Origin of the sequence: Salmonirosea aquatica (assembly GCF_009296315.1) — a bacterium.
Lineage (GTDB): Bacteria > Bacteroidota > Bacteroidia > Cytophagales > Spirosomataceae > Salmonirosea > Salmonirosea aquatica.
The window spans coordinates 5,946,906-5,970,872 of record NZ_WHLY01000002.1 but is presented as its reverse complement, the minus strand read 5'-3'; the positions used below and the strand labels follow the sequence as shown (position 1 = coordinate 5,970,872).

Genomic DNA, 23,967 nt, shown 5'->3' with positions numbered 1-23,967 from the left:
CTACCTCGATTCGTTGCAACATGATCTGGATATTGGCTAGCATCAACCAACTAACCGAAGAAGATACTGTGTGCTCGTAATCCTTGACGATTCGACGGAAGAACGGGGTCGCCCGTGCGATTTGTCCACCCTATGCTCCGTTCCACGACCCACCGCTCGGCTACCGGCACGAAGCCCTGACTAGATTCGGGCCGGGAGGCTCGCTCGAAATCGACGCCCCACTTAGACAATTCGCACGCGAAAACGCCCCCGTAGGCTTGGTCGCCGAAGACCTTTTCAATCCGGTCGCCATACCACAAAATGCCGCTTACCAAAGGCAATGAGGCAGGGCCGTCAGCTTGGTTGGCCGAATGCACATCGGCGGCCCACAGCCGCCCGCCTGTGTCGACAAGCAACTGTCTTTTGCGGCCGTTGACCTTCTTGTGAGCGTCAAGGCCAGGGTCTGCACAGATCATAGGAGCCAGTTTAACACTCTGGCTGTCAATACAAAACACCGAGGGGTAGGCCTGGCGCCCCTGCCGTTTTCGGTCCAACTGGTTCAGCTCGCGGTTGATCCGCTCAAGCGTTCCATCGGCCTTCCAGCGGTCGAAATAGTAGTACACAGTTTGCCAGTGCGGATATTCCCCAGACAGATTTCGCCACTGACAGCCAGTACGCAAGAGCCACAGAATGGCGTTTATGACTTCGCGCAAGTCGCTTCTTCGTCTGCGATTGAGTGGTAAAAAGGGCGATATTGCAGCCCATTGAGAGTCGGTCAGTCTTTTGAACTGTTTGGTCATGTCTTTGCATTTTGGTCGATACAAAGATGACACGGCTCTCATTACTTCTCAATTCCCAAACACGTTCTTAACGCCCGCCGGTTTGCGCGACCGCGCCTTGCTGCTGGTGGGTTTCGTGGGCGCCTTCCGCCGCTCGGAGCTGGTGGCCCTGGATATGGAGGGCATCCAGTTCACCCGCGAGGGGGCCGTGCTTTCCTACCGGGGCAGCAAGACCAACCAGTACGGCCGCACTGAGCAGAAGGCGCTGTTCTTCAGTCCCGATCCCGAGACCTGCCCCGTGCGGGCTTTGCAGGACTACCTGGCCCTGCTGGGCCGACAGGCCGGGCCGCTGTTCGTGCGCATCCGCAAGGGGGATCAGGTTACAGAAGACCGCCTGTCGGACAAGCAGGTGGCCCGCACCACCAAGGCTTACTTGGGCCAGGAGTACTCGGCCCACTCGCTGCGGGCTTCCTTCGTGACGATCGCCAAGCTCAACGGGGCCGACGACTCGCAGATCATGCAGCAGACCAAGCACCGCACCCGCACGATGATCGACCGCTACACCCGTGTCCAGCAGGTTGTACGGCACAATGCCGCCATGAAGCTGGGATTGTGAAGCAAAATTTCCGTGGGTTCAAAAGTGTGCCGCTAAATTAGACCACCCCGCCCAGCTGTCTGGTATGAAAGGGGAATAAAAGGGAAAGAAAAAGTATAATTTTGGGGCTTTGGCCAACAAGCCCGAAAATACAGAAATCCTGTCCGACTATTGGGGAGCACCATACTATTAAGCCATCTAATTACTGCTAAGCCTGATTATACCAACGTTGGATGGGTGGGAGGTTTGATTGATAACCCATTCCGTATATCCGACGATTACAATCGATGGTTAGTATTCATAAAAGCTATTTTACTGCCAGGTAAGCTGATAGCCTACAGTCTAATAATGAGTTGGCATCTAAGCAAACATCTCTATAATAAGCTCAACAAGTAGCCCTATAATCGTGATTCTGTTCGAGACTCTTCCAGAAGCGAAGTGAAAAGCAGATAATTCAGATTCCTAGAATTTGTATAAAAATCAGTAGCGGCAAGGGCCTAGATCAGGATGAATACGATCACTCAATGAATCAGCATATAAAATCCCTTTCTTCGCGGCTACCAAGTCCTCTAAAACGGCTCGATCGACATTCACCCAGACGCAACAAGGCCCGCTGTAGACATCATTCTCAACGCCTAAGCGACCTGACTTCTTATCGTACCAAATTGCATTCCTTAACTCCCTCTCCTTTTCGGGAAACTGATAAAGTAGTTTATAGTCCCCGCCGTAAAGGTCGTCATACTCACTTAGCAGATGCTCCAGCATTTTTTGTTCAGCTGTAAGACGATCCGGAAATTCACCCATCGAATGATAACCACCCAAATAACAACTGGAGGTGAATAATACCAGTAGTAATAGGCTAAAATAACGAGTGGGTAGCATATTTTATAAGTGAGCATTATGTTAAGGTAGTATAGCAATATGTGCTAAGTCTGATAAGATACACGAAACCAGACGGTTATTATTGACGAGCGAGAGAATATACCTGTATTCGTCGGATTTTAGACCATAGGCCAAGTTCAAGTTCTTTCTTTTCTCCTGCATAAACGAACTAAACTCTTTTGCAGGCACATAAAACCCGTTTGTCTCAGCAAGTAAATTTTTAAGTTCAGCTATTTCAATATAACAAGTTCGAAATGCATCACTACTGGAGTGGTTAGGCACATCAATAGTAAACCACTTTGACCTGATAGCAAACGACACTGTAGCATCAGTCTCGCTCAACTCAAGCGTCAGCATAAGTTGGTCTCCTTGATACTGCCAAGCTAATAAAGTTGAATCGCCACTTAGCCGGATAAGGTCTTCTATCGTCATTTATTCTTGTTCTATAATCTGACATTATGTTGTGTAAGACAAAATTAAGCAAATGTCTTACATGCCCGAAAATTCACTAACTATAGGCCTTACATCATGTAAGACCTCCTATGAAAGTACAAAGAGCCCCTCCAAGCGATGCAACGGGTAAAACCTGTGAAAGTAGTAACGTTGACTACTTCATGCATTTTGTTCATAAATTAACCTGGAATTTAAAAAACAAAAAAGCCGATGCCCCCCGGCATCGGCCACCACCTAAATACCCTGGTGAATCCCTTCACGGCAGGTATATGTAGGCGGTAAACATTGTGAAAAGTAAACCCCTCATTTAATTGGGGGGAGCCTATTCGTCGTTTTTTTCTTTTGGCACGGGCTTGAAATGCCGCAGCAGCGCCCGGTGATCCACTTTCCGGTACTTCCGCAGGTACTTGCTGCTTTTCAGCCCAGCATCGCGCACAGCGCGGGATCGTTGATGGGGGCTTCGTTGGAATGGTAATCGGAAAACGTGGTCCGTCCCATCTTGGATGTTCCGTTCTTGTTGATTCCCGCCGCTGCAAAAAGTAGCTTGAGGTAATCGTTGTAGCGCTGCAAGGCCATCTTGGGCAGGTTGTCCACGCCACCGTACTTCTCGAAGACCCCCATGAGCCGCACAGATACCAGGTTGTAGATGTCGGCCTTGGTTTTCTTGCGTTGGGCGTGGTACACCCACACCCCCTCGACCTGTTGGATCATGTCACTCGACAGGCGCAGGTAGTCGCCGTAGTGGAACGCCAGTTCCCGCGTGACGATGTAAATGTCCCGCACCCGGTCCAGGCGGTCGGAAATCTGGGCCAGACCGGGTACCTGGGAAAAGTCTAGGTTCAGCAGCCGGGCTTCTTCTTCCACCGTCAGGCAGACTGGCTCCTTGTCCTCGGGCTTTCCAATCTTATAGGGTTTGATCGAGCTGAACGGGATCACCTTTTTCAATACCGCAAAATCCACGACCGCCTTCGCATAGACCAGCATTTTCAGGGCCGTGCTTTCGGCATAGTTGGACAGGAAATACTTTTTCAGGGTATCCATCATGTCGGCGTCCATGTCCGCGACCGACAGGTTTTCATGCCCAAGGCATATCAATGCCTTCTTGATGTTTTTTTCGTAGCGTTGTAGCACCTGGTAGCTACTTCCCTCAATCTCTCCCTTTTTGCTCTTCACATACCGGGTGTACATCTTGAGGAACGTGATTGGCTTGACTGGCTCCTTTTTCGGCTCCTGAGGGGGTTGGGCGGGTTTGATGAATTCTCCGCGCAGGGAATGCACCGAGTAGGGCTTGCCTTCCAGTTCGTAGCGCAGGTGCAGGTCGTTGAGCCGGTTCTGGATGAGCATCAGCTTGGTATCCATGAGCGGATCTCCCGTCGATTTGGATTTTTGTCAGCTGGCCACTTTGGCCTTGACGCCCGTGGAGAAAGGCGTCGCTTTTTGGCCGGCCAGTGTGATCTGGCAGTAGACGGTGGCCATGGGGTGGTCGGGATTTTTTTTGTTGTAACGGAGGTAAAAAAGCACACTCAGCATTCTTGGACGTAACATTATTTAACTTTAGGTTGGTAAAACTGCGCAAAAGTATTGGTGTAAAAATGATAGTTGTCAAGACAAATATGTAACAAAGTAGCTCTCAGGTACTTGTTAAAATAATATCAAATATGTGTTGAATACAATAAAAAATTAAATAGTTAGAGGTGTTTGCGAGGGATCGGGTGGTGTTTGCGAATGGTGTTTGCGAGGATAGGGGCGGTGAGGGCACAAAAAAAGCCCGCTGGTGAAAAACCAACGGGCCACGGGCCAAATAAATACCTAAATGCAGAGAGGAAGAGATTCGAACTCTCGATACCGTTACCGATATACACGCTTTCCAGGCGTGCCCCTTCAACCACTCGGGCACCTCTCTGTATGGGGAAGCGGGTGCAAAGATAGTCGAATGCTTCTTTTATTCAAATGTGCTACTCATTTCTCCACGTAAGGGGGTAACGAGCAGATTGCGACAAAGATCTGGATCATCGGATTGGCCCAGCACAAACATCATCTTGGTAATAGCCGCTTCGGCCGTACAGTCTGTTCCGCTCAGGACGCCTAATTGTGCCAAAGCAGTACTGGTTTTGTATTGTCCCTGCGTCACGCGGCCGCCGTCGCATTGGGAAACGTTGAAAATTAGGAGTCCCCGCTGAATGGCTTGTTTGATTTCTTCCAAGAACCAGGCTGCCGTTGGCGCATTGCCCGCGCCGAAGGTTTCGAGTACGACACCTTTTAATCCGGAAATATTGAATAGGGAATGTACCACCTCTGGCGTAATCCCCGGAAAAATTTTCAGAAAAGTGACCTGCGAGAAAAGGCGGGTGTGAAGAAAAAGTTTATTCTCCTGAATGTAAGGAGCCAAGTATGGGAAATTGTACTCGATACGCACACCAGCATTGGCCAGAACAGGGTAGTTTTCGGATTGAAAGGCGTTAAAATCCGAACTTTCCTTTTTCTTGCTCCGGTTCCCGCGCAGCAGCAGGGAATTAAAATAAATGCAGACTTCTGAAATGATAGGGTACCCTTGTGCATTAGTGGCCGCAGCAATTTCCAGTGCGGTGAGGAAATTTTCGCGGGCATCGGACCGGGCAATGCCGATGGGCAACTGGGCCCCCGTCAGGATAACGGGTTTATTCAAGCCCTCCAAAAGAAAACTTAGCGCAGAGGCCGTATAGGCCATGGTATCTGTACCGTGCAGAATAACAAAACTGCCGTAGTCGAAATATTGGTCAAAGATAATCTGCCCAAGAGTCACCCACAGTTCAGGGGTCATGTTGGAGGAGTCGATCGGTTCGGGCAAGGTCAGGAACGTGATCTCTATATCCAGTCGCCGCACTTCGGGCACACGATCGATGAGGTGTTCGAACTCAAAAGGTACCAGTTGCCGACCTTTGTTTTCGTACACCATGCCCAGGGTACCCCCAGTGTAAATCACAAGTACCGAAGCACGGGGCGGGTGGGGCGAGATGGGGTTGATGCGAACGGTTTTGTACATAAAAGGCTATAAGAATTTAATGGACCCGGCCTTGTGCCGTGTCAACAGGGACTGGGCAGTACGGGTAGTCTGGGTGATTATCTCTACTTTCGGCCGATGCATCAGATCGCCCACCCGCTGGGCCACAAGTTCCAGGTAGGAGGGCTCGTTGCGTTTGCCCCGGTAAGGTACGGGGGCGAGATAGGGGCTGTCGGTTTCAAGCACAATATGCTGAAGATCAAGGTGCGGGAGTACCTTATCCAATCCACCATTCTTGAAGGTAGCGACGCCGCCGATCCCAAGTTTGAATCCCAGTTCTATGGCTTTATTGGCTTCGTCGAGATTTCCAACAAAACAATGGAATATGCCCTTTAGCTTCGGGTTAGCTATTTCTTCAATCAAATGCACTGTTTCCCAGAAAGCATTGCGGCTGTGGATATCAATCCAGAGGTTATGTTTCAGAGCCAGCTGGCATTGAATCCGGAAAGCTTCCTCCTGTTGGTCCCGGAAAGTTTTGTCCCAATACAGATCCATACCAATTTCGCCAATCGCGATGAAAGATTTTCGGTTGAGCCATTCTTCCACGATCCTGAGTTCCTGTTCAAATCCCGCATGTACATAACAGGGATGCAAGCCCATCATGGGAAAACAAAAATCGGGGTACTTTTCAGCCAGCTGCATCATGCCGGGAATCGTATGCTGGTCGCAGTTTGGCATCCAAATCTCCTGGATGCCCCCGCTTCGGGCACGTTGCAATATGGCGTCGCGGTCCTCGGCAAATTGTTCGTCGTAAATATGGGCGTGGGTTTCGATCATAGGTACCTTCACACTAGTTTGAGTTATTGATTAAAAAAGTGCCCTGCGGGGTTAATAGTTCCGGCCTTTCCATACGGTAGGGGTAGGAAGCAGGTAATTGATCAGCATCACGGTATTGTTCAGGGAAAAGTAAAGCCAGAACAGGGGTACATAACGAATAAGGTCGGATTGCTTAAGAATTCGAAGACCCGCAAGACAGACCGCTCCGACCAGCAAAAAATGAAGTGCTGCCAATCCGATGCACCAGCCAGGAGCCAACAAACCCAAAACGAGTAAAATGGGTAGAAAAAAAGCGGAGGCGAAAAAGCTGAGTTTTATGGGCCAGGGTGCTTGCATGGCGCCTTTTACCCAACGTTTCCGCTGGCGGAGAAGGTGGGATATCCGGTGCACCGGCAGTGAAAGGGAGACCAGTCCTGACTGAAAACCTTGAACAAAGGTAAAGCCCCGATCCAGAATGGCTACGAATAACGCGAAGTCTTCCACAATCGAAAAGCCGATTTTCTCGTAGCCGCCCACCGCCCAATACGCGGTCCGGCTTACGGCCATATTGTTACCCATACCCGTAAAAGGTATTTCCCAAAGCGAAAAAAAACGCATCGCCGTAATTGAAAACAGCCATTCCAGCGATTGCATGGCGGAAAAACTGCCTTCGGGTACCATACGAGTCACACCTACCACCACTCCTACTTTGGCTTTGAAAAGGGGTAGCATGGTTTCGATCCAGGTGGGAGCCACGGCGATATCGGCGTCGCAATAAAAAAAGTAATCTCCCGTGGCCTGATGGGCAAGCTGCGCCAGTACATTGGCTTTTCCTCGCAAGCCCTCCGTCTGCCCCTGGATGCTATGGTACCTGAAATGGGATTTATCCTGAATGAAATCCAACACGATCTGTTCGGTATCATCCGTGGAATCGTCGTTTCCGATCAGGATTTCGAGCTGGGCTTTGGGAAAATTCAATTGTTCCAGGGCCTGCAGGCATCGGAGTATGGAGTCTTCCTCATTGCGGGCGGCCAGCAGCACACTTACTTTTTTTGAAACCCATGTATTTTCTACCATACCGGCGGCTCAAATGGTGGGAAGTACCTCAAACCGGTAATCCAGATTACTGAAATGATCCAGCACCCTCGGCACGGTATAATCCATATTGCGGCGGGCTTTCAGGCTGTCGTGAAACAGTAGAATGGAACCCGGGCGGGTGTATTGAATGGTTTTGCGCAGGCAAGTTTCAGGCGAGATGTCCTGAGAAAAATCGCCGCTCAACACATCCCACATCACAATGGTATTGTTTTTCATGATTTCCCGGGCTTGGGAGCGTCTGACCCGACCGTAAGGTGGGCGAAATAATTTCGTTTTAACCGGAAGTAGTTCGCCGCATTGCCGGATATTGGCCAAGTAGTCGAAATCGGCGGTTTTCCAGCCATTTAGGTGATTGTAGGTATGATTCCCAACCAAATGCCCCTTTGCGAGTACTTTTTTAAACAGTTCGGGATGCTTGCGCACGTTATCGCCAATGCAGAAAAATGTAGCTTTTGCCCGGAAATCTCGTAAGGTTTCCAACACGGTTTCGGTTACTTCGGGAATGGGCCCATCGTCAAATGTCAGGTACAACTTCTTTTCCGAAGTAGGTACCCGCCACCGATAGGAGGGGTACAGTGCCTTTAGCCAGAAGGGGGAGTAATGCAGGAACACGTCGTTATTCTTGAAAAATTATTTAGGGAACTGCCAATGAAATAGAACAGTTACCTCTTGGTTAGCGCAATTTACGGCCTTTCCACACATAGGTAGGTTGCTGTACGACAAGCCCAAAAAAAGTAACATAGACTGGGTATATTAATTGAACCAGAGGTATATAAAACAAGGATTTGGGTTTTTCCAGAAACAGAAGCACCATTCCGATGAACAACCACTCGGGAAGACATTTGGTCAATACAATGACAATAAACTCGTTCCACGATAAAAAGCCAGACAAACCCAGCACGATACCCAGTAAGAGAGCTGCATTGCAACTGAATACATAAAGCGCCAAAAAAATGCTGACGGGATTCTGGTAATGCTTCCACTTGCTGGCCCAGCGCTTACGCTGCTGATAAAAGCCCCGCCAGGTAGCGTGAGAAGTCGTACGGACTGTGGCTCGGGGATCTTTCACAAACATGCCCCCCCCGGAAATCGGGCGGCAATTTTATGCATAAGGAATTCATCATCGCCCGAAGCAAGATGCTCGTTTCCGGCAAACCCACCGACTTCCTCAAATGCCTTTTTCTCGTAAGCCAGATTGGCACCATTGCATAAGGTAGGTGTACCGGCGGCTATGGCGGCGGCCCCACTGCCGATCAGGCTGGAAAACTCCACGGTTTGTAAATGATCCGCCAGAGTGCGTTCGGATGTAAAAGTCACCGGGCCACTCAGCAACTTGGCCTGTCCAGACTGGTACGAATAAGCCAGAGTGGCCAGCCAATCGGGGCCAACCCGGCAATCGCCGTCCGTAGTGACTATTAAATCACCGGTTGCCCGAGAAATGGCTGCCTGAATGGCTCGTTTTTTCGGAGAAGAGGGCAGCGTAGACGCCGGAGCAGTAATGAGCTGCAGTCGGATCAAAGAATTTTTAGCAAAGGTTTCTACGATGTAGGCAGTCTTGTCGGAAGACTCATCGTCCACCACCCACACTTCGAAAAGATTGGGATCGTACGATTGGTGGTTCAAGTCTTTTAACAAGGTACCTATATGGCTGGCTTCATTACGCACGGGAATGATCACCGAAATCCTGGGAAGTGGCTTAGTGCCTCGGACGCACGGGGAGTGGATTTTCTGCCATAACAGACAAAGCACCAAGGTGAAAAGGGCGTAGGTAGCTTCCAGGAATTCAAGGATATAAAAAACCTTATCATTCATAGCGGGCGTTCCATTGGTGCTTCCAAATCAAAAAGACGCCTACAAGTAACGGCCCTAGAATGTTTATCAGCCATATTAAAAAAGTGGCGGCAATGATTTTTTCGCTGGCCAGGCCGTAGGGTTCAAATACCAGCAAGGCCGTAAATTCACGAAGCCCCAGATCGCCCAGCACATTGATGGCGGGTAGCAGGGTTTTGGCCAAGAGGATCAGGCTTACACAACGAATTAAATTGAGGAAGGGGATAGGAAGGTCGAACAGGGAAAGGGCCAGAGCGAATTGTGCGACAAATACGGCATACCGCAGAGCTCCCAATCCCAGGGCAAGGGTAAGATCTCTGCCGGTATATAGGTTGATCACCTGTATATTTTCTTTAAACTTTATTGCCCATTGCCTTTTGGCGGGCCAACCGGTAATTTTTCGACGAAATATACCGACCCCGATACCGCCTAGCACAATAAGTACCAGCAGGAATTCCATCATCACATCGTAAGGTGGGGAAAAGGGCAGAGTAGAAGCCAGCAACCAGCCTAAGGTACCCCCCAGCACCGAAATGTAAAATTGAATGCCATTGGAAACCAGCGCGGCACCCAGTGTTTTGAGCCGTTTGTCCGAACGCAGTGAGGTGATTCGGCCCAGCGTATCCCCCAATTGGGCGGGGACTGCCACCCCCACGGCCAGGCCGGCCAGGGTACTCCGGAAAGCTTCCCGGAAATCGAGCGAGACCGCTTTTTGAGCCAGAAATTTCCATTTCAGACTTTCCAGCATCCAGTTGATGGGAACTAAAAAGAAGAGTATGCCCAGAACAAAGCGATTCGGAAGAATAAAAATGGAGTGAAGCACGACACCAATGTCCCTGACTCCCTTTTGTTCTTTCTGGAAAGTGGCGTAGATATAGCTCAGGATGAGTAACGTGACGATCCACTTCGCCAAAAGCCAAGCATTTGATTGAATGCTTTTTTCTTTTGGTGGTAGCAGTTGTCTATCTTGCAGCATGATGAGCCAAGGGAAGCCGAAGAGTAGCGAAAAAATAATAATTGGGGTAGATCCAGGTACCCAGGTAATGGGTTACGGGGTGATTCTTATCAAAAACGTACAAATCGAACTGGTACAATACGGGGTCATTAAGTTGAACAAATATACGACCCATGAATTGAAATTGAAGAAAATATTCGAACGCATCACCCAACTCATTGAGGAGTACCTTCCAGACGAAATGGCTATCGAGGACCCCTTCTACGGTAAGAATGCCCAATCCATGCTGAAACTGGGGCGGGCTCAGGGGGTTGCCATGGCCGCTGCTCTGGCTCGGGATATACCGATTGTGGAGTACTCGCCCAAAAAAGTGAAGCAATCGGTGACCGGAAACGGAAATGCATCCAAAGAGCAGGTGGCTTACATGCTGGAGAATATTCTCAAAATGGAACTCAACCGGGAGTTTCTGGATGCCACCGACGGTATAGCGATTGCGATTTGTCATCATTACCACGCCAATTCTCCTGCTTCCTCCACCTCCACCAAAAAAGATAAGAAAGGGGGATGGGGGGCCTTCGTCAGTGAGAATCCCGACCGCTTGAAGTAGCCAGGTTCCTAGGACAGCAAGGCCAAGGCTTCCTCAACCGTTTTGACGGGTAATTGGCAGGTTTTATTGAAGCAGATGTAAATAAAAGTTTGCATATCTAACGGTGTTCGACCTTCGAGCAACGGTAGGTTGGAAGTTTCCGCGGACCCCGCTACTATTTTATTGGGGACAAAATATCGATCAAAATCTTTTCTAATTGCCTCACCCTCAGGACCAGTAATTACGACTTCTGCTGTTGGGTTTACGCGTTGGGAGTAAAGAGCAGCCCAGTTGGTGGCCACTTGAATGTCTGATTCCAGAATCTTATCCAGGGTACCTAACATTTTATCGACCATGTCGATAAAGTCGGTGCGATCGAGCAAAAGTCCGGCTTGATACAAAGCTTGCGCCAGCAGAGAATTGGAACTGGGGATTACATTATCGAAGATTTCTTTTTTGCGGGCAATCAGTGCTTCGGCCTTGGCGTCGGTGAAAAAGAACAAACCGTCCGATGGGTCATAGAAATTTTCGATTGTTTGATCGAGCAGGTTCTCGGCCAGGCGGAGCCATGTTTCGTCGAAAGTGATCTGGTACAAACCCAATAGGCCATCGCTCACCGCGGCATAATCTTCCAGAAAACCATTGATTTTTCTCTTGCCTTCCTTATAGCTATGCCATAGGGTACCCTCTTCAATGAACTTATCCCGCAGAAATTCACCCAGGTAGAGGGCAGTATCGCGGATGGCTTCGTCGCCTAAAGCCCGGTAGGCATCCGTAAGGCCTTTTAATAGGAGCCCGTTCCAGGAAGCCAGGATTTTGTCATCGAGTCCGGGCCGGACGCGTTCGGAGCGGCGAATCGCCAGTTTTTGCAGAACCGCCGCGTAGTCTTTCTCAAAATTTTCGGTAAAAATGCCTTTCAAACGCGCGGCGATGTTCGCGTCTTGGGTCAAGTGCAGATGATTGAGGCCGTGTTCCCAGTTTCCATTTTCACTCAGGTCATAGAGTTTGGCGAACCAGGCGTGGTCATCACCCAGTACCTCCCGCAGTTCTTCCGCCGTCCACAGGTAGTATTTGCCCTCTACGCCTTCGCTGTCGGCATCCAGGGCAGAATAAAAACCACCTTCCGGGCTCTGCATCTCGGAAGTGAGCCAAAGCAGGGTGTGCCGAATCCGATCGGAGTAGAGCGGATTTTTTGTCAGCGAATAGGCCTCGGAATACAGGCTAATCAGCTGGGCATTGTCGTACAGCATCTTCTCAAAATGCGGAATAAACCATTCTCCATCCACCGAGTACCGTGCCCAACCGCCTCCTACATGGTCATAAATCCCACCGAGAGCCATTCGGTTTAGGGTGAGTTCTACCTGAGCCAGGGCTTCGGGATTCTGCGTGGTATCGAAGTACCGAAGCAAAAATTTATAAATAGAGGGCATCGGAAACTTGGGTGCCCGGTTGGTACCCCCATTCACGGTATCGAATTGCCGCTTCAGTCCCTCGAACATGCGATCAAGGAAATCTTCAGAATAGGCCGACCGCTCAGGTGAAAGTCCGTATTTTTCAATTTCGCCGGTTTGTAGGCTATGGGCAAAGCTTTCCGCGGAGGCGGTCAATTCGGCACGATGGTTCGTAAAAGCATTCTGAATGCTGCGGACCAACTGCACCCAATTTTGCGGAGGTAGGTAGGTGACTCCATAAAAAGGCTTGGCGTCGGGCATCAGAAAAACATTCAGGGGCCAACCGCCCCGAACCCCCATTAAATGTACGGCATCCATGTAGATAGCATCTACATCGGGCCGTTCTTCGCGGTCAACTTTTATGCATACCAGATGCTCGTTCATTACGGCGGCTACCCCCGGATCTTCGAAGCACTCCCGCTCCATCACATGGCACCAGTGGCAGGCCGAATAGCCAATACTTACCAGAATAGGTTTATCCTGAGATTTGGCTTTTTCCAGAGCTGCTTCACCCCACGGGTACCATTCGACTGGATTGTGAGCGTGTTGAAGCAGGTAAGGGCTGGTTTCGGTGGCTAGTTGGTTCATGGTGAAAGGGGTTGAGGAAATGAATAAAGAATCCGGTTATTGAGCCTGGGAACTCTTACATTCATTCTATAAAAATATGCCTGGTGATGGAAGAACTTTCAGAACTGACCCTTAGCAGGTAGGTACCTCTGGGTACTACTGGTAAATCAAACCGATAGCGGGAATCTCCTACCGAGGTGTTTGATGTAAGGGTCTTCAACACAGTACCTTTTAAGTCTATCAATTCAAAGAGTATCTCGCTTTGGGTACTGCGGCTCGTCAGATTTACAAAGATCGTTCGCTGGGTTGGATTGGGGAAAACCGATGTCAGGGCCAGTGAAGAATCCAGAGAGGAAACCACATCGGAGAGGTCAAATTGACACAGAAGCACTTCGTGGCCATTGAGGTTTATCGTTTTGGTCCACTGCTTGTAGGTAAGCGTCAGTGATGTTTGCTGAGACTCAGTGGCGTAGGTGTTTTGGGCGGCAATCAGTATTTTTCCATCCTTTACTACCCCCCTCCAAATCGGATTACGCTGTTCCATGTGGTCACGGGCCGACTGAGGGATGACTAGTTCGTAATCTCCCTGAAACATATCGGCATACCGCGACAGGCGGTAAAGACCGTAGATGAAATGTTCGTAGGTGGCGTAGTTTTGCTGTTCATTGTTCTCATAGAAATTGTTTTCCCAAAGCCATAATCCTTTGGCTCCCGAGAAAAAAGGAAAAATAGCCGTGGCTTCGGCCATAAATGCCGGAATCATCGGCGATCCGGGGCTAAAACTGTTATGGTACCTAAGCCAGACAAAGGGGATGATATCCTTGCTGCTCCAGGCCCGGTTGACTTCAATTTGGAACAAAAGGTAAGCCAGGTACTCCTTGCCCAGCGGGTTCTCATAGGGATAAAAATAGTAGGCCGAGGGAGTAAGGAAATCCATCTGCTCGTAAAAGGTACCCCCAATGTTTCCCGCTTCGTTTTGCATCAGGTAGTGGGTACGCTGTGGATTTGTGGTCCAGTCCTGCCAACTGTTGCTGGGAATATTGAGCCAGGTACCTCGCACGGGTACGTCGCTATAACTCGTTAGTTTGGTAGACGAGGGCAAACCCAGATTCCGTAGGTAGCGCGCCGATTCCGTGTACCACCAGCGGATGTCCGCCTGGTAGGTTTTCAGGAAAGTGTTATCAGCCAGGTTACGGTACCCCTGGGGAATACGGTCATTGTTTTTTAGCGCCAGGATATCGCGGTCTAGTTCGTGCATGCGTTCGACATCCAGGCAAATTATATCGGCGCGAGGAATGCCGCTGGTACGGGAATCATCAAAGCTGTTGGCCAATAGGCCCAGATACTGTGCCCAATGATTGCGGTACAGAGTAGTATCGTTCCCCCAGGGGCTTTCCAGGCCAATCACTGACCAGGGCTGGTCGGAACCATCGATACTGGCGACACTATTCCACAGAAGTGCTCTTTTACTTACCGGAAGAGTGCTCGGTTCCGAACCACTGAAATTGGCCAGGTGACTAAAACCGTGTTTCAAGGGGCGGGACGCATCGTCACCAAAGCGGGGACCGTTGTAGATAATCGTAAAGGGTAGAGAGAATTCGGGGAATTTGTCCCATTCGATCGTATTGTTACTCCCGACGGGGCTTAGGATAAACTCTGGCGTGCACGTTTGGGTAAAGCCCGGTTTTGGGCTGATGGTGAGGATACTAATGAGAAAAATTAAACCACGGTTCAAAATTAAACGCATAAACGCGGGCATTTTTTGTACTTGTAAATTCGTTACTTTTGCAAAGAACAGCACCAAAACTGTTATTAACTAATCCGTCGACTCAACCATGAAAGAACCCAAACTGTATATTATTTATGTCCTGCTGTTGGTATTTGCGACCGCCTGCGACAAAAATACTACGACTGATCCGCAGGTGACTGATAAAGGCAAAGTGCTGATAAACAATCCCTGGCGCCTGACCAGCGTTACGGACGCCAACGGAAAAGCGATTCCATCGAATCAGCTCAATATCGAAACCCAGGCCATCTATCTATTCGATATTCAGTTCTTTGATAATAACGTCACCAAAGCACTCGACCGTACTTCCAAGCAGGTAGTCAACGGGGGTACCTGGTATTTGATTGACGACAACCAGGTGCTGGACATCGAAGTCAGCCAGTTCAAGGGTAAGTTTCCCATAAAAGAATTGAGCCGTTCTAAAATGTCCCTGGTCAACAGCGTGCCCGTCAATGGAGTCACTCAGGAGGCTCGTTTGGTTTTTGAGCCGGTGATACAATAACATCTTTCATTCACGAGTTGGAGCGGCGGAGAAATCTGTCGCTCTATTTGTATGAATTTAAGTTAAAATATTGTGTTTTTAGCCAGATTTGAGCTATTTGCACAGTTGAATCGATCAAGTTAACTTATAAACATCAGGACAATGAATTCTAGAAGAATTATACTGGGAGCCGCAGTCGCATCTGCCATGGTGATGCAGGTACAGGCCCAGGAAGTACCCAAACCCGGCAAGATGACCCCCGATATGACTGAGTTTTGGGAGCCAGAGGTAAAAAGCGTGGCTGCTCCCGTAAATGCCCCCCCTGCCGATGCCATTGTACTTTTCGATGGTAAGAATCTGGATCAGTGGGTTTCGGTAAACGACCCCTCCAAACCCGCCGGATGGACCGTAGGGGATGGGGTGTTTACAGTCAAAAAGGGTACGGGAAACATTCAAACCAAGCAATCTTTTGAGGATTACCAGCTTCATATCGAATGGAAGGTACCTGCCGGTATTACGGGTAAGGGGCAGGCGCGTGGAAATAGCGGCTTGTTTCTGGCGTCAATCGGTAAAGGCGATGCCGGGTATGAACTTCAAATCCTGGATTCTTACGAAAACCGTACGTATGCTAACGGGCAAGCCGGTAGCATTTACAAGCAGTCGCCTCCTTTGCGGAATGTCACCCGCAAGCCCGGTGAATGGAATGTGTATGACGTGATTTTTACCGCGCCCCGTTTCAAAGAAGATGGCAGTCTTTTCTCACCCGCCCGGGTGACCGTGATGCACAATGGGGTAGTAGTTCAGAATAACACGGAGCTTCGGGGACCTACCCAGTACATAGGCCTTCCTTCGTATAATACACCCCACGGCAAATCGCCGATAAAATTACAGGACCATGGCGATCCCAGCGAAGCCATTAGCTTCCGTAACATCTGGATCAGGGAGCTGTGATTCCCCGACTACTGACGCTGGGCTTTCGACTTTCGATCAAAATACCCCTGCTGGCTATTGATCGAAAGTCGAACCTCACATTCATTATAAATTCATGAAGAAGAACGATCGTCGCACCATCAATGCCTGGTGCATGTACGACTGGGCAAACTCCGTGCATGCTCTGGTCATTGTATCGAGCATTTTTCCCGTTTATTTCAGTGCGGTTGCTCTCAATGAAAAAGGAGGGGATGTCATCGAATTCCTGGGGTTTTCTCTCAAAAATTCGGTGCTTTTTTCCTATTCGGTTTCCTTTGCTTTTTTGGTGGTGGTGGCTTTGATCCCTTTCTGTACGGCCATAGCCGACTATACCGGACGCAAGAAACTTTTCATGAAGATTTTCTGCTACTCGGGGGCGGCCAGTTGTGCCTTTCTGTTCTTCTTTACGCAGCAGACCATCACATTTTCAGTCATTATGTTCGTTTTCAGTCTGATTGGCTGGAGCGGCAGCATCGTGTTTTACAACTCATTCCTACCCGAAATTGCTACGGAAGATAATTTTGACCGGTATAGCGCCCGGGGTTTTCTATGGGGTACCTGGGTAGTGTGCTGCTCATGGTGTTCAATCTGACCATGGTGCTTTTTCCCGAAAAATACGGCATCGTGGACAAATCCCTGCCTGCCCGCATATCGTTTCTGACCGTGGGTGTGTGGTGGGTTTTGTTTGCCCAAATCCCTTTCAGGTACCTTCCGGATAATACTTTCGGGAAGAAAGCAACGGGAAACTGGTTGTTCAACGGCTTTCGGGAATTGCGCAAAGTGTTTGGCGAATTACGCGGTCAGGTCAATCTGCCCAGGTACCTCGCCGCTTTCTTTATTTTCAATATGGGCGTTCAAACCGTCATGTACGTGGCCACCATTTTTGGTGCCAACGAGCTGAAGCTACCTTCTCAAAGCCTGATCATCACCATATTGTTGATTCAGATTGTCGGTATCGTAGGGTCTTATACATTTTCCTACCTGTCCTCGAAACTAGGAAATATTTATGCGCTGATGATCGGCGTGACAATTTGGATTGGCATTTGCGCAGGGGCTTACTACACTACTCAGGAGAATGAATTTTATGTGCTGGCGGCCGTAGTGGGTATGGTCATGGGAGGCGTTCAGTCGCTTTCCCGCGCTACCTATTCGAAACTCATTCCTGATGACACCAAGGATACTGCGTCGTATTTTAGTTTCTATGATGTTACGGAGAAAACGTCCGTCGTCATAGGTACCCTTGTGTACGGAATGGTAGAACAATTGACGGGCAGCATGCGCAACAGTGTGCTGGCTCTGATGGTTATTTTTATCGCGGGATTGATCCTGCTTTCCCGGATTCCCTCGCAAAAAGTATATCGATATCGGTTAGACAATACCGTAAATTAGTATATTTGCATTCATCTAGGATGTTAGCTCAGTTGGTTCAGAGCGCCGCCTTGACAGGGCGGAGGTCAGCGGTTCGAGCCCGCTACGTCCTACATCGATTATAGAAAAACCCTTGTAAGTCAATAGCTTACAAGGGTTTTTAATGTATTACCTCAATATTACTGAAATAAATCAGGAGCCGGGTTTGATTTCAGCAGTTCCAGCCCAAAAGTCGGGTATTTAGCGATATGTCCCTAATGCTCCCGGACTATTCCCCGTAGTGATGAGTTTCCTTTTATGCTTTAACTTGATTGTGTCTCCAATCAATAGCTTGGCTGCCACTCCTCCACATGCAAGCAGGCCACTTATTAACAGGGTATTCTTATTAAAACGCCCTGAATTTGCGACATCGGCCACTAGATATGCGCCACCCGCCAAGGGTAATAACTCGTCATATTTATAACGCATAGGGTACCATCGCTTGGTTTTTTCATCCACATATACACTGGAAATCTCATGAATAGGTAATTTCCAGGTGTTGAAAACCAGGAGGCTGTCTTCTATTCTCATAATTTCATTGGTCATTTTCTGCCGGGAGCCATCAATTGTAAAAGATATTTCATCCCCAATCCGGTAGGCTGCGTAGCGGGATTCATTTTTTATGAAGAGCAGGGATTTTTGACCAATAACACGGGTATTCATTACGAACACACCGAGGGCGACCAAAACAGTCGTTTTCATCAATTGTACATTTTGTATGCGGGTACTTAATGGATACTAGTTATGCAGGTTTTCCGGACTCAGCATCTTCCGATTTACCCGATCCAGCCAATGATGCTGACCCGCACACGACCAGTGCGAATCACCTTTCAGATACGGGTTCTGCTTCATCGTTTGAAATGCCTGAAGGACGTTAATGGTAGGTACGGTCAGGTCACGATGCCGATCGATTCGATCAAGCAAATGATTGTAGGTACCATATTCGGGCATCAGAACACTGGCTTTGTTCGGAATAATCGAAAGCCAGACTTGATCGAAGCCCAGCTGTAAAAGATACCTTTGGTTTTCTTCGATCACCCGCACCAAAGAATCAATATCGGAAGTAGGAATGAACGTAAAGGATGAATTGATGAGGGTCGTATCGGTATCGACATGGTAGGCAATGGTTCCCCCATCTTCTGAAACTGTCACTTTGGGATCGGTACGATCAAAGAAACGATGGTTCAAGGTACTTTTCCATTCTTTCAGGGCCAGCATTGGGTCGAACTGAAAAAGTAGGGTATTGAGCCGGTCTTCGGTAGGATCGGATGAAAATAGCCGGTCCAGCCAGCTGATGAAGCGAGTATCTTCGGGTACCGTGACGAAAGTGGCCGTGTCGGGAACCAGGTTCGAAATAGGTACCATAAAGTGCTCCCGTACGTTGCGTTCCACGGATTCCAGGAGCACGATGTTGGTATAGGCGGTGTCCAGGCGCAAATGGAGCAAGGTACCCCAATGGGCGTATTGGTAGCGGTCCACAGCAAAATCAGCCGAATCGATGCGCTGTGGCTCCGTGAAGCTATCCCCTATAATGTAGAGGGCTACCTTTTTGGATCTTTTCACTTTTGGGGCAGCAAATGCGGGACAATCTGTTTTCGGGTCTTTGAATTGCTTCAGATTTGAAAGACGATATAAATCACCATAGCGATAGTCGTCGGGGATGGCCTCGGTACGGTAAAGCAAGTTAATAACCGGAGTGCTGCATCCGCCCACCCAGATGAATCCTACCACCAAAAGTACCAGAGCACGTACCAGCTTCATCCGTTACCGTATTTTAATGGTCCAGGCCTGATACTTGCCCGCCGACCGTCCAAAGATGAAAATCTTGTAGTAGGAAGCCTGGTAGGACAGCCTAACCGGCACTTCCGAGGGAATGGGCTTATCGCCAAGCCGCCGACCCGAAAGATCAAAAATGGAAGTGTACCCACCCGAATTGATGGAGATGAACCGATTGTCTACCCCGAAATAGTGGTATTGCAGGGTAGAATTTGGGGAAATATTACCAATCTGGAATAGCTCGGTACCTTCCTTGTCCAAAATAGACACGCGGGTGTCGGATGAACGGATCAGCAGCCAGTCCAGGGCATTACTGTCGAAAAGCGTTCTGAAATGGGTGGATGCTTCGGGCCGGTACAATTGCCGTCGTTCCAGAATCTGGCCCGATACGTCCACGCGCAGCAACTCACCATACGCACTCACCCCCACCACTTCAGGTTGCGCAGTGCTGGCATTCTGAGTCCAGGCAAAGGTACTTTCAATGCGGGTAAGCATATCCACCGGAAAGCCGGGCCGCACGGTACCATCGTCTTTGATCAGAAAAATGAGACCATTCCGCTGGGTGACTATCAATAAGCGGGTACCCAATTGATTCAGCGAAACCACCGGAAGCTGGACATTGGTAAAATCCCGGGTCCGGTTTATTTTGGTAGGAGTGGCATTCACTTTCTCCCAGAGGTACATGTTTTCGGCGGCGTCCATCACTACGAAGCGACTGCTACCTTCATTTCCGCCCTCGATCCGGATCAGTTGCCGGATGGGTTGGTCGGAGGGAATACTTACCCGAAAGGGCGTGACAATGCCCTCGCCATCTTCATCGAGCGCGTACAATGATCGTTCCGTTGCCAGAATCAACTGTTGACGGCCAATATTGAGGAAATCAACTTTGAGTGGGGTACCGATCAGGGGGCCATCAAGTTGGGTGATGGGTTTGACTTTCTCAAAATCAGACTGGGGCCTTACCAGGTTGTTGTCCTGGTCGGTGAGCAGCAGCTGCGTTGCCCCGGCGACCGGATCCTGTGAAATCGCTACCAGCGAATCATTGCCGAACTTCCATTCTATCTCGCCACTCAGGAAAGTGCGGTTCAGGACTTTTCCGGAGGTACGCCGTTTCTTTGGAAGCAACGTGAGACGGGGATAGGCTTTACTTTTGGACAGTAGACACTCATATACGATGCTTTCCACTTTGGCAGAGAACAATCCGGCTACCACGGCGGAATTTACTTTCCGGGGGCTGGCCACAAGCGTAATCTGGGCCAGATCGGCGTTGCCTTCCCGGGAAATGAGGATACTGTCCAGTTCAGGGGACTGTTGCCAGGTGATTTTATTTTCAAAATCTGAAATGTAGTTTCTCAAAACCTGGGAACTATTGCTAAGAACCAGATAGGGAGCTACATAAGATACGAAGGTACGTGGAAAGCCTTTGAACAGAGGGCCATACAAGCCCGCGGGTAATTCGGGAATAGGAATCGAATACAGGTCGTAGCCCTGGTATTTGTCAAGCGATACGTTGGATTCGGTGGTAGATAGGCGAGCCAATTTGGTCAGGAGTGGCCGTAACTTGTCATAATTGGCATACTCGACTAAGGCAAGTTTGCCGTCGCTGATGCTGTTGGTACCTTCCACCTGGCAAAGTAACAACTCCGCTCCAACGCTTGTAATCAGTTCTTCCCTCTGATCACCCAGAAAATAGCTCAGCCTGTCCCAGGCGGGCGATTCATGGTCGCCATGCCAGTCACGGAAATTTTTCTTGAAAGCCAAACTATCGCCACTTGCAATTCGGAACAAAATGGAGGTTTGTTGGGAAATATATTGGTGACGGTTAAAACGCTTACCTACCTGTCCATCGAGCCATTTCGTGGCATAATTGTCGCCCGCATCGCTGCCCAACGATTCAAACTCGACGTGGGAGGGAGTGTCGGTCATCAGGTGGTAATCCTGTGTAGAGGGAAACAATTTCAGAAATTCGGCCAAGGTACTCTGTGGCGAAAGAGCATTCAGGATAAGATTGCCCCATACCGATCGGTTCAGGTACAAATTCAGGCTGTAACGGGAATCATCGGCTTTTTCAAACTGATTCTGAAGCATGAACTTGCTGATGGGTTCGTTGGCATGACGCACCACATCTTCAATCAGGTCACCATATTGGCTTAGTATCAGGTAGTTGTCCTTGATGATGTAGGAGCACACCGGTTTTGAACCCGAATCGTTGATGTCGGTGATTATCGTGCTCTGAAAGTTGTGGCGTAATACCCGGATGTCGGGTCGGTTAGGAGTAGCCCACCATTGAATTTCAGTATCATTCTGTAAGGGTATGTACACGATCACCCCAAAACCGGCCGAGGTACGCTGATGGTAGGAGTACGTGACCGTTTTCTTTTGCAAGGTCCGGTCGTAGATGGGAATGTCGCGCGTGATCCAAAGCAAGAGAGACAGGCTCTCCGCCGCCTGCCTGACCAAAGGAAAGCCTTTCACATCAATAGCCGCTTCAGTAATGACAAAGGTAGAATCCTGAATGCGATCGCTGGTCACGACCGCGCTGGCATCCGAAGGGATAAACTGCCAGGCAGCCTGCGACTTCCCACGTACCATAAAATACACGGCCACTGCCACGAGAAGCAAGATGAATACAGGTAGCGCGTATTTTCGGAACACAGCGATTAGGTATTAGAGCGGAGCGCTTTTACTTTGTCGTTCAGGTCGATCCGGAACTGAAGCAATTCCCGGAAACTACGGATGCATACTTTCCACAAATTCCATTTCACAATAGATACCGTGCCGGTCTCCCGGTCTTTGTGGGTAATGGGAATATCGTATAACTTCTCACCCGATTTCTTGGCCATTACCGCCAGGAAAATATTAGGAGCAAAAGGCTCGGGATTGGGCAGTTGATTGAGGAGTTGTTTCAGAAAACCACCTTCGATGAGCCTGAAAGGAATATTGCTATCCAGGATATAGGTACCGTAGACGGCCGAAATGGTACCCCGGAGTACCTTCGTGATGAACAACCGCACCGAGGCATCGTGGCGGATTTCCCGATAACCCAATATGAAGCGGGATTCACGACGTTTGGACCACAGTTTTTCGAAATCCTCCGTCACGAACTGGTCGTCGCTATCCGTTTGGAAAACATAGTCAGACTGTAGCTCCACCGCCTTGCGGTACCCGTTTACCACGGCATTTCCATGTCCTCCGTTGGGTTGATTGATCACCGTCAAGCGGGGATTGGTGGTGGCCATGGCTGTAAGCAGTTCACCCGTGCGATCTTTCGAGCCGTCATTGATGACAATCAACGTGGTGGCTTCGTTGGGAAACTTATTTTTTAGGAAATCCGTCCAATTGCCCACTACTTTTTCTATGCAGTCTTCTTCGTTATAGGCGGGCATTACAATGCTAAGTACCAGGGTCATTCAATTTTCAGATTATAGATGGTGCAAAATTACGGATTTTGAACTAGGAACCTCACCCTTTCAGCGGGCATACTTGTCTTTTAGGGAATTAATCGGTTTCTCAATGAAATGCCAGGATAAGGCCGCCAGGATAGTGGTGATTAAAAAAAAGTAGGCCATTTGAAAGGCCAGGGAATTGGAAAGTACGGGTAGCCAGCCGTGTATTTTGTTCAGTATCCGTAAGGTCGGATGTTCGGGTTGGGTGTGAAAGTGATTATACACAAAATTATGGTAGAGATACATCCCATAACTTATTTTTCCCATGTAGACACTTACAGGATTTTCCAGAAACCATTTCATACCTCCCTGGAACCCCAAAACGGCTTTCCCGATCAGAAAAAAGCAAAGGACTGAACTGACAAAACGATCGACCACATCGTTGGCCACATTGTGGATTTCAACGAACGTTTTTGACCAGTACACCACCAGTATCCAAGCCCCGATTCCTACCAGTATCCAAATCGGATTCCTGAAAACTTTCTCAAAAAGCATAGGTCGACGAAGCTGAAGCCAGGCCATAAGTCCACCCAGACCGAAGGAGTCCAGGCACATGGGCATGGACACATAATTGACCATCCACTCATACCCCGCGTAGTAAAAATAAAAACGCAGCAATACGCTCATCACGATCATGGACGCCAGAAAAGGGACAAGCCACCTGCGGGGAATTAAAAAAATTACAAACGGAAAAAAGATATAGAACTGCTCCTCGACCGCCAGCGACCAAAAATGATCGATGACACCCATCCAGTGTTGATTGACTGCAATGTAAATGTTAGTGGCATACAGCAGGCACCAGCCCAAGGTGTCGCGCACGGGAGGTACATTGAGGGCAAAGAGTACGGCAATGGAAAGGTAGTAGATTGGAAAAATGCGAAGGGTACGCCGAATGTAAAATTTCCGGAGGTAGGTACCCATGCCGCCCGCTTTTCCGAAATTTTTGTCCCGGCTTAGCATCAGGATGCGGGTAATAAGAAAACCGCTCAGCACAAAAAATAGCGTTACTCCCAGGGGACCAAAGGGTACCTTATTAAATTCGGCTAGCCAGTGGTCTACCAGTACCAGTGCCACGGCGATGAACCGGAGCCCGTCCAGTTGAATAAGGTACCCGCCATTTGTCGTTCGCAT

23 protein-coding genes, 2 tRNA genes and 1 pseudogene are annotated in these 23,967 nt (G+C 49.1%); 6 read left to right on the top strand and 20 right to left on the bottom strand.

What is annotated here, in order from left to right; all coding sequences use genetic code 11:
- Window positions 1-50: 50 nt before the first annotated feature.
- Window positions 51-779, bottom strand: coding sequence for an IS5 family transposase (locus tag GBK04_RS25940; RefSeq protein ID WP_373330942.1), 729 nt, complete (start codon window positions 777-779; stop codon window positions 51-53).
- Between GBK04_RS25940 and GBK04_RS25935 the strand changes: the two genes are divergently transcribed.
- On the top strand, window positions 763-1,374 hold the full coding sequence (locus GBK04_RS25935; RefSeq protein ID WP_373331351.1) for a site-specific integrase: 612 nt from the start codon (window positions 763-765) through the stop codon (window positions 1,372-1,374). The two genes, GBK04_RS25940 and GBK04_RS25935, sit on opposite strands and share 17 nt — an antisense overlap.
- Before the next feature lie 459 nt (window positions 1,375-1,833).
- On the opposite strand, the gene GBK04_RS25930 is transcribed toward GBK04_RS25935, so the two are convergent.
- From GBK04_RS25930 to GBK04_RS25885, 12 genes are all read right to left on the bottom strand, one after another.
- Window positions 1,834-2,235 (bottom strand): hypothetical protein, encoded by a 402-nt coding sequence (locus GBK04_RS25930; protein WP_152764806.1) that lies wholly within the window; start codon window positions 2,233-2,235, stop codon window positions 1,834-1,836.
- Between the two features lie 21 nt (window positions 2,236-2,256).
- Entirely contained in the window at window positions 2,257-2,667 is a 411-nt protein-coding gene (locus GBK04_RS25925; protein ID WP_152764804.1) for a hypothetical protein, read from the bottom strand.
- 438 nt (window positions 2,668-3,105) lie between these two features.
- Window positions 3,106-4,047 (bottom strand): phage integrase SAM-like domain-containing protein, encoded by a 942-nt coding sequence (locus tag GBK04_RS25920; RefSeq protein ID WP_152764802.1) that lies wholly within the window; start codon window positions 4,045-4,047, stop codon window positions 3,106-3,108.
- A 30-nt stretch (window positions 4,048-4,077) separates the two neighbouring features.
- A complete protein-coding gene (locus GBK04_RS31135; RefSeq protein ID WP_373331350.1) occupies window positions 4,078-4,233 on the bottom strand; it encodes a hypothetical protein in 156 nt (51 codons plus the stop codon).
- A 271-nt stretch (window positions 4,234-4,504) separates the two neighbouring features.
- Window positions 4,505-4,591: transfer RNA gene (locus GBK04_RS25915), tRNA-Ser, on the bottom strand.
- A 39-nt stretch (window positions 4,592-4,630) separates the two neighbouring features.
- Complete coding sequence (locus GBK04_RS25910) at window positions 4,631-5,710, bottom strand: asparaginase (RefSeq protein WP_152764801.1); 1,080 nt, start codon at window positions 5,708-5,710, stop codon at window positions 4,631-4,633.
- A gap of 6 nt (window positions 5,711-5,716) precedes the next feature.
- Window positions 5,717-6,505, bottom strand: coding sequence for a TatD family hydrolase (locus GBK04_RS25905; protein ID WP_152766388.1), 789 nt, complete (start codon window positions 6,503-6,505; stop codon window positions 5,717-5,719).
- 51 nt (window positions 6,506-6,556) lie between these two features.
- Entirely contained in the window at window positions 6,557-7,561 is a 1,005-nt protein-coding gene (locus GBK04_RS25900) for a glycosyltransferase (RefSeq protein ID WP_152764799.1), read from the bottom strand.
- A 9-nt stretch (window positions 7,562-7,570) separates the two neighbouring features.
- On the bottom strand, window positions 7,571-8,194 hold the full coding sequence (locus tag GBK04_RS25895; RefSeq protein ID WP_373331349.1) for a polysaccharide deacetylase family protein: 624 nt from the start codon (window positions 8,192-8,194) through the stop codon (window positions 7,571-7,573).
- A 61-nt stretch (window positions 8,195-8,255) separates the two neighbouring features.
- Window positions 8,256-8,651 (bottom strand): glycosyltransferase family 2 protein, encoded by a 396-nt coding sequence (locus GBK04_RS31130; RefSeq protein ID WP_373331348.1) that lies wholly within the window; start codon window positions 8,649-8,651, stop codon window positions 8,256-8,258.
- The gene (locus GBK04_RS25890; protein ID WP_373331347.1) at window positions 8,648-9,394 is read right to left on the bottom strand and encodes a glycosyltransferase; all 747 of its coding nucleotides are present in this window, start codon (window positions 9,392-9,394) and stop codon (window positions 8,648-8,650) included. The genes GBK04_RS31130 and GBK04_RS25890 overlap by 4 nt, the downstream gene beginning before the upstream one ends.
- Entirely contained in the window at window positions 9,387-10,325 is a 939-nt protein-coding gene (locus GBK04_RS25885; RefSeq protein ID WP_373331346.1) for a lysylphosphatidylglycerol synthase domain-containing protein, read from the bottom strand. The genes GBK04_RS25890 and GBK04_RS25885 overlap by 8 nt, the downstream gene beginning before the upstream one ends.
- A 61-nt stretch (window positions 10,326-10,386) precedes the next feature.
- On the opposite strand from GBK04_RS25885, the gene ruvC reads away from it, so the two are divergent.
- Window positions 10,387-10,974, top strand: coding sequence for a crossover junction endodeoxyribonuclease RuvC (gene ruvC, locus GBK04_RS25880; protein ID WP_373331345.1), 588 nt, complete (start codon window positions 10,387-10,389; stop codon window positions 10,972-10,974).
- A gap of 8 nt (window positions 10,975-10,982) precedes the next feature.
- Here the strand turns inward: ruvC and GBK04_RS25875 are convergent, their stop codons facing one another.
- Complete coding sequence (locus GBK04_RS25875) at window positions 10,983-12,992, bottom strand: thioredoxin domain-containing protein (RefSeq protein WP_152764795.1); 2,010 nt, start codon at window positions 12,990-12,992, stop codon at window positions 10,983-10,985.
- 61 nt (window positions 12,993-13,053) lie between these two features.
- Window positions 13,054-14,718, bottom strand: coding sequence for a T9SS type A sorting domain-containing protein (locus tag GBK04_RS25870; RefSeq protein WP_373331344.1), 1,665 nt, complete (start codon window positions 14,716-14,718; stop codon window positions 13,054-13,056).
- A gap of 88 nt (window positions 14,719-14,806) precedes the next feature.
- Between GBK04_RS25870 and GBK04_RS25865 the strand changes: the two genes are divergently transcribed.
- The 4 genes and pseudogenes from GBK04_RS25865 (at window position 14,807) to GBK04_RS25850 (ending at window position 17,688) form a co-directional block, all read left to right on the top strand.
- A complete protein-coding gene (locus GBK04_RS25865; RefSeq protein WP_152764791.1) occupies window positions 14,807-15,259 on the top strand; it encodes a hypothetical protein in 453 nt (150 codons plus the stop codon).
- Window positions 15,260-15,400: 141 nt separating this feature from the next.
- A complete protein-coding gene (locus GBK04_RS25860) occupies window positions 15,401-16,189 on the top strand; it encodes a 3-keto-disaccharide hydrolase (RefSeq protein WP_152764789.1) in 789 nt (262 codons plus the stop codon).
- Window positions 16,190-16,283: 94 nt separating this feature from the next.
- Window positions 16,284-17,596, top strand: a pseudogene (locus tag GBK04_RS25855) (MFS transporter).
- A gap of 17 nt (window positions 17,597-17,613) precedes the next feature.
- Window positions 17,614-17,688: transfer RNA gene (locus tag GBK04_RS25850), tRNA-Val, on the top strand.
- A 127-nt stretch (window positions 17,689-17,815) separates the two neighbouring features.
- Here the strand turns inward: GBK04_RS25850 and GBK04_RS25845 are convergent.
- Genes GBK04_RS25845 through GBK04_RS25825 form a run of 5 tightly spaced genes read right to left on the bottom strand, consistent with a single transcriptional unit; the run spans window position 17,816 to window position 23,967 of the window.
- A complete protein-coding gene (locus GBK04_RS25845; protein WP_152764787.1) occupies window positions 17,816-18,316 on the bottom strand; it encodes a hypothetical protein in 501 nt (166 codons plus the stop codon).
- Window positions 18,317-18,352: 36 nt separating this feature from the next.
- Window positions 18,353-19,375 carry an alginate O-acetyltransferase AlgX-related protein gene (locus GBK04_RS25840; protein ID WP_152764785.1) on the bottom strand — a complete coding sequence of 341 codons (1,023 nt, stop codon included), beginning with the start codon at window positions 19,373-19,375 and terminating at the stop codon, window positions 18,353-18,355.
- 3 nt (window positions 19,376-19,378) lie between these two features.
- Entirely contained in the window at window positions 19,379-22,045 is a 2,667-nt protein-coding gene (locus GBK04_RS25835) for a hypothetical protein (RefSeq protein WP_152764783.1), read from the bottom strand.
- A 5-nt stretch (window positions 22,046-22,050) separates the two neighbouring features.
- Window positions 22,051-22,800 (bottom strand): glycosyltransferase family 2 protein, encoded by a 750-nt coding sequence (locus GBK04_RS25830; RefSeq protein ID WP_152764781.1) that lies wholly within the window; start codon window positions 22,798-22,800, stop codon window positions 22,051-22,053.
- A 60-nt stretch (window positions 22,801-22,860) separates the two neighbouring features.
- The gene (locus GBK04_RS25825; RefSeq protein ID WP_152764779.1) at window positions 22,861-23,967 is read right to left on the bottom strand and encodes an acyltransferase family protein; all 1,107 of its coding nucleotides are present in this window, start codon (window positions 23,965-23,967) and stop codon (window positions 22,861-22,863) included.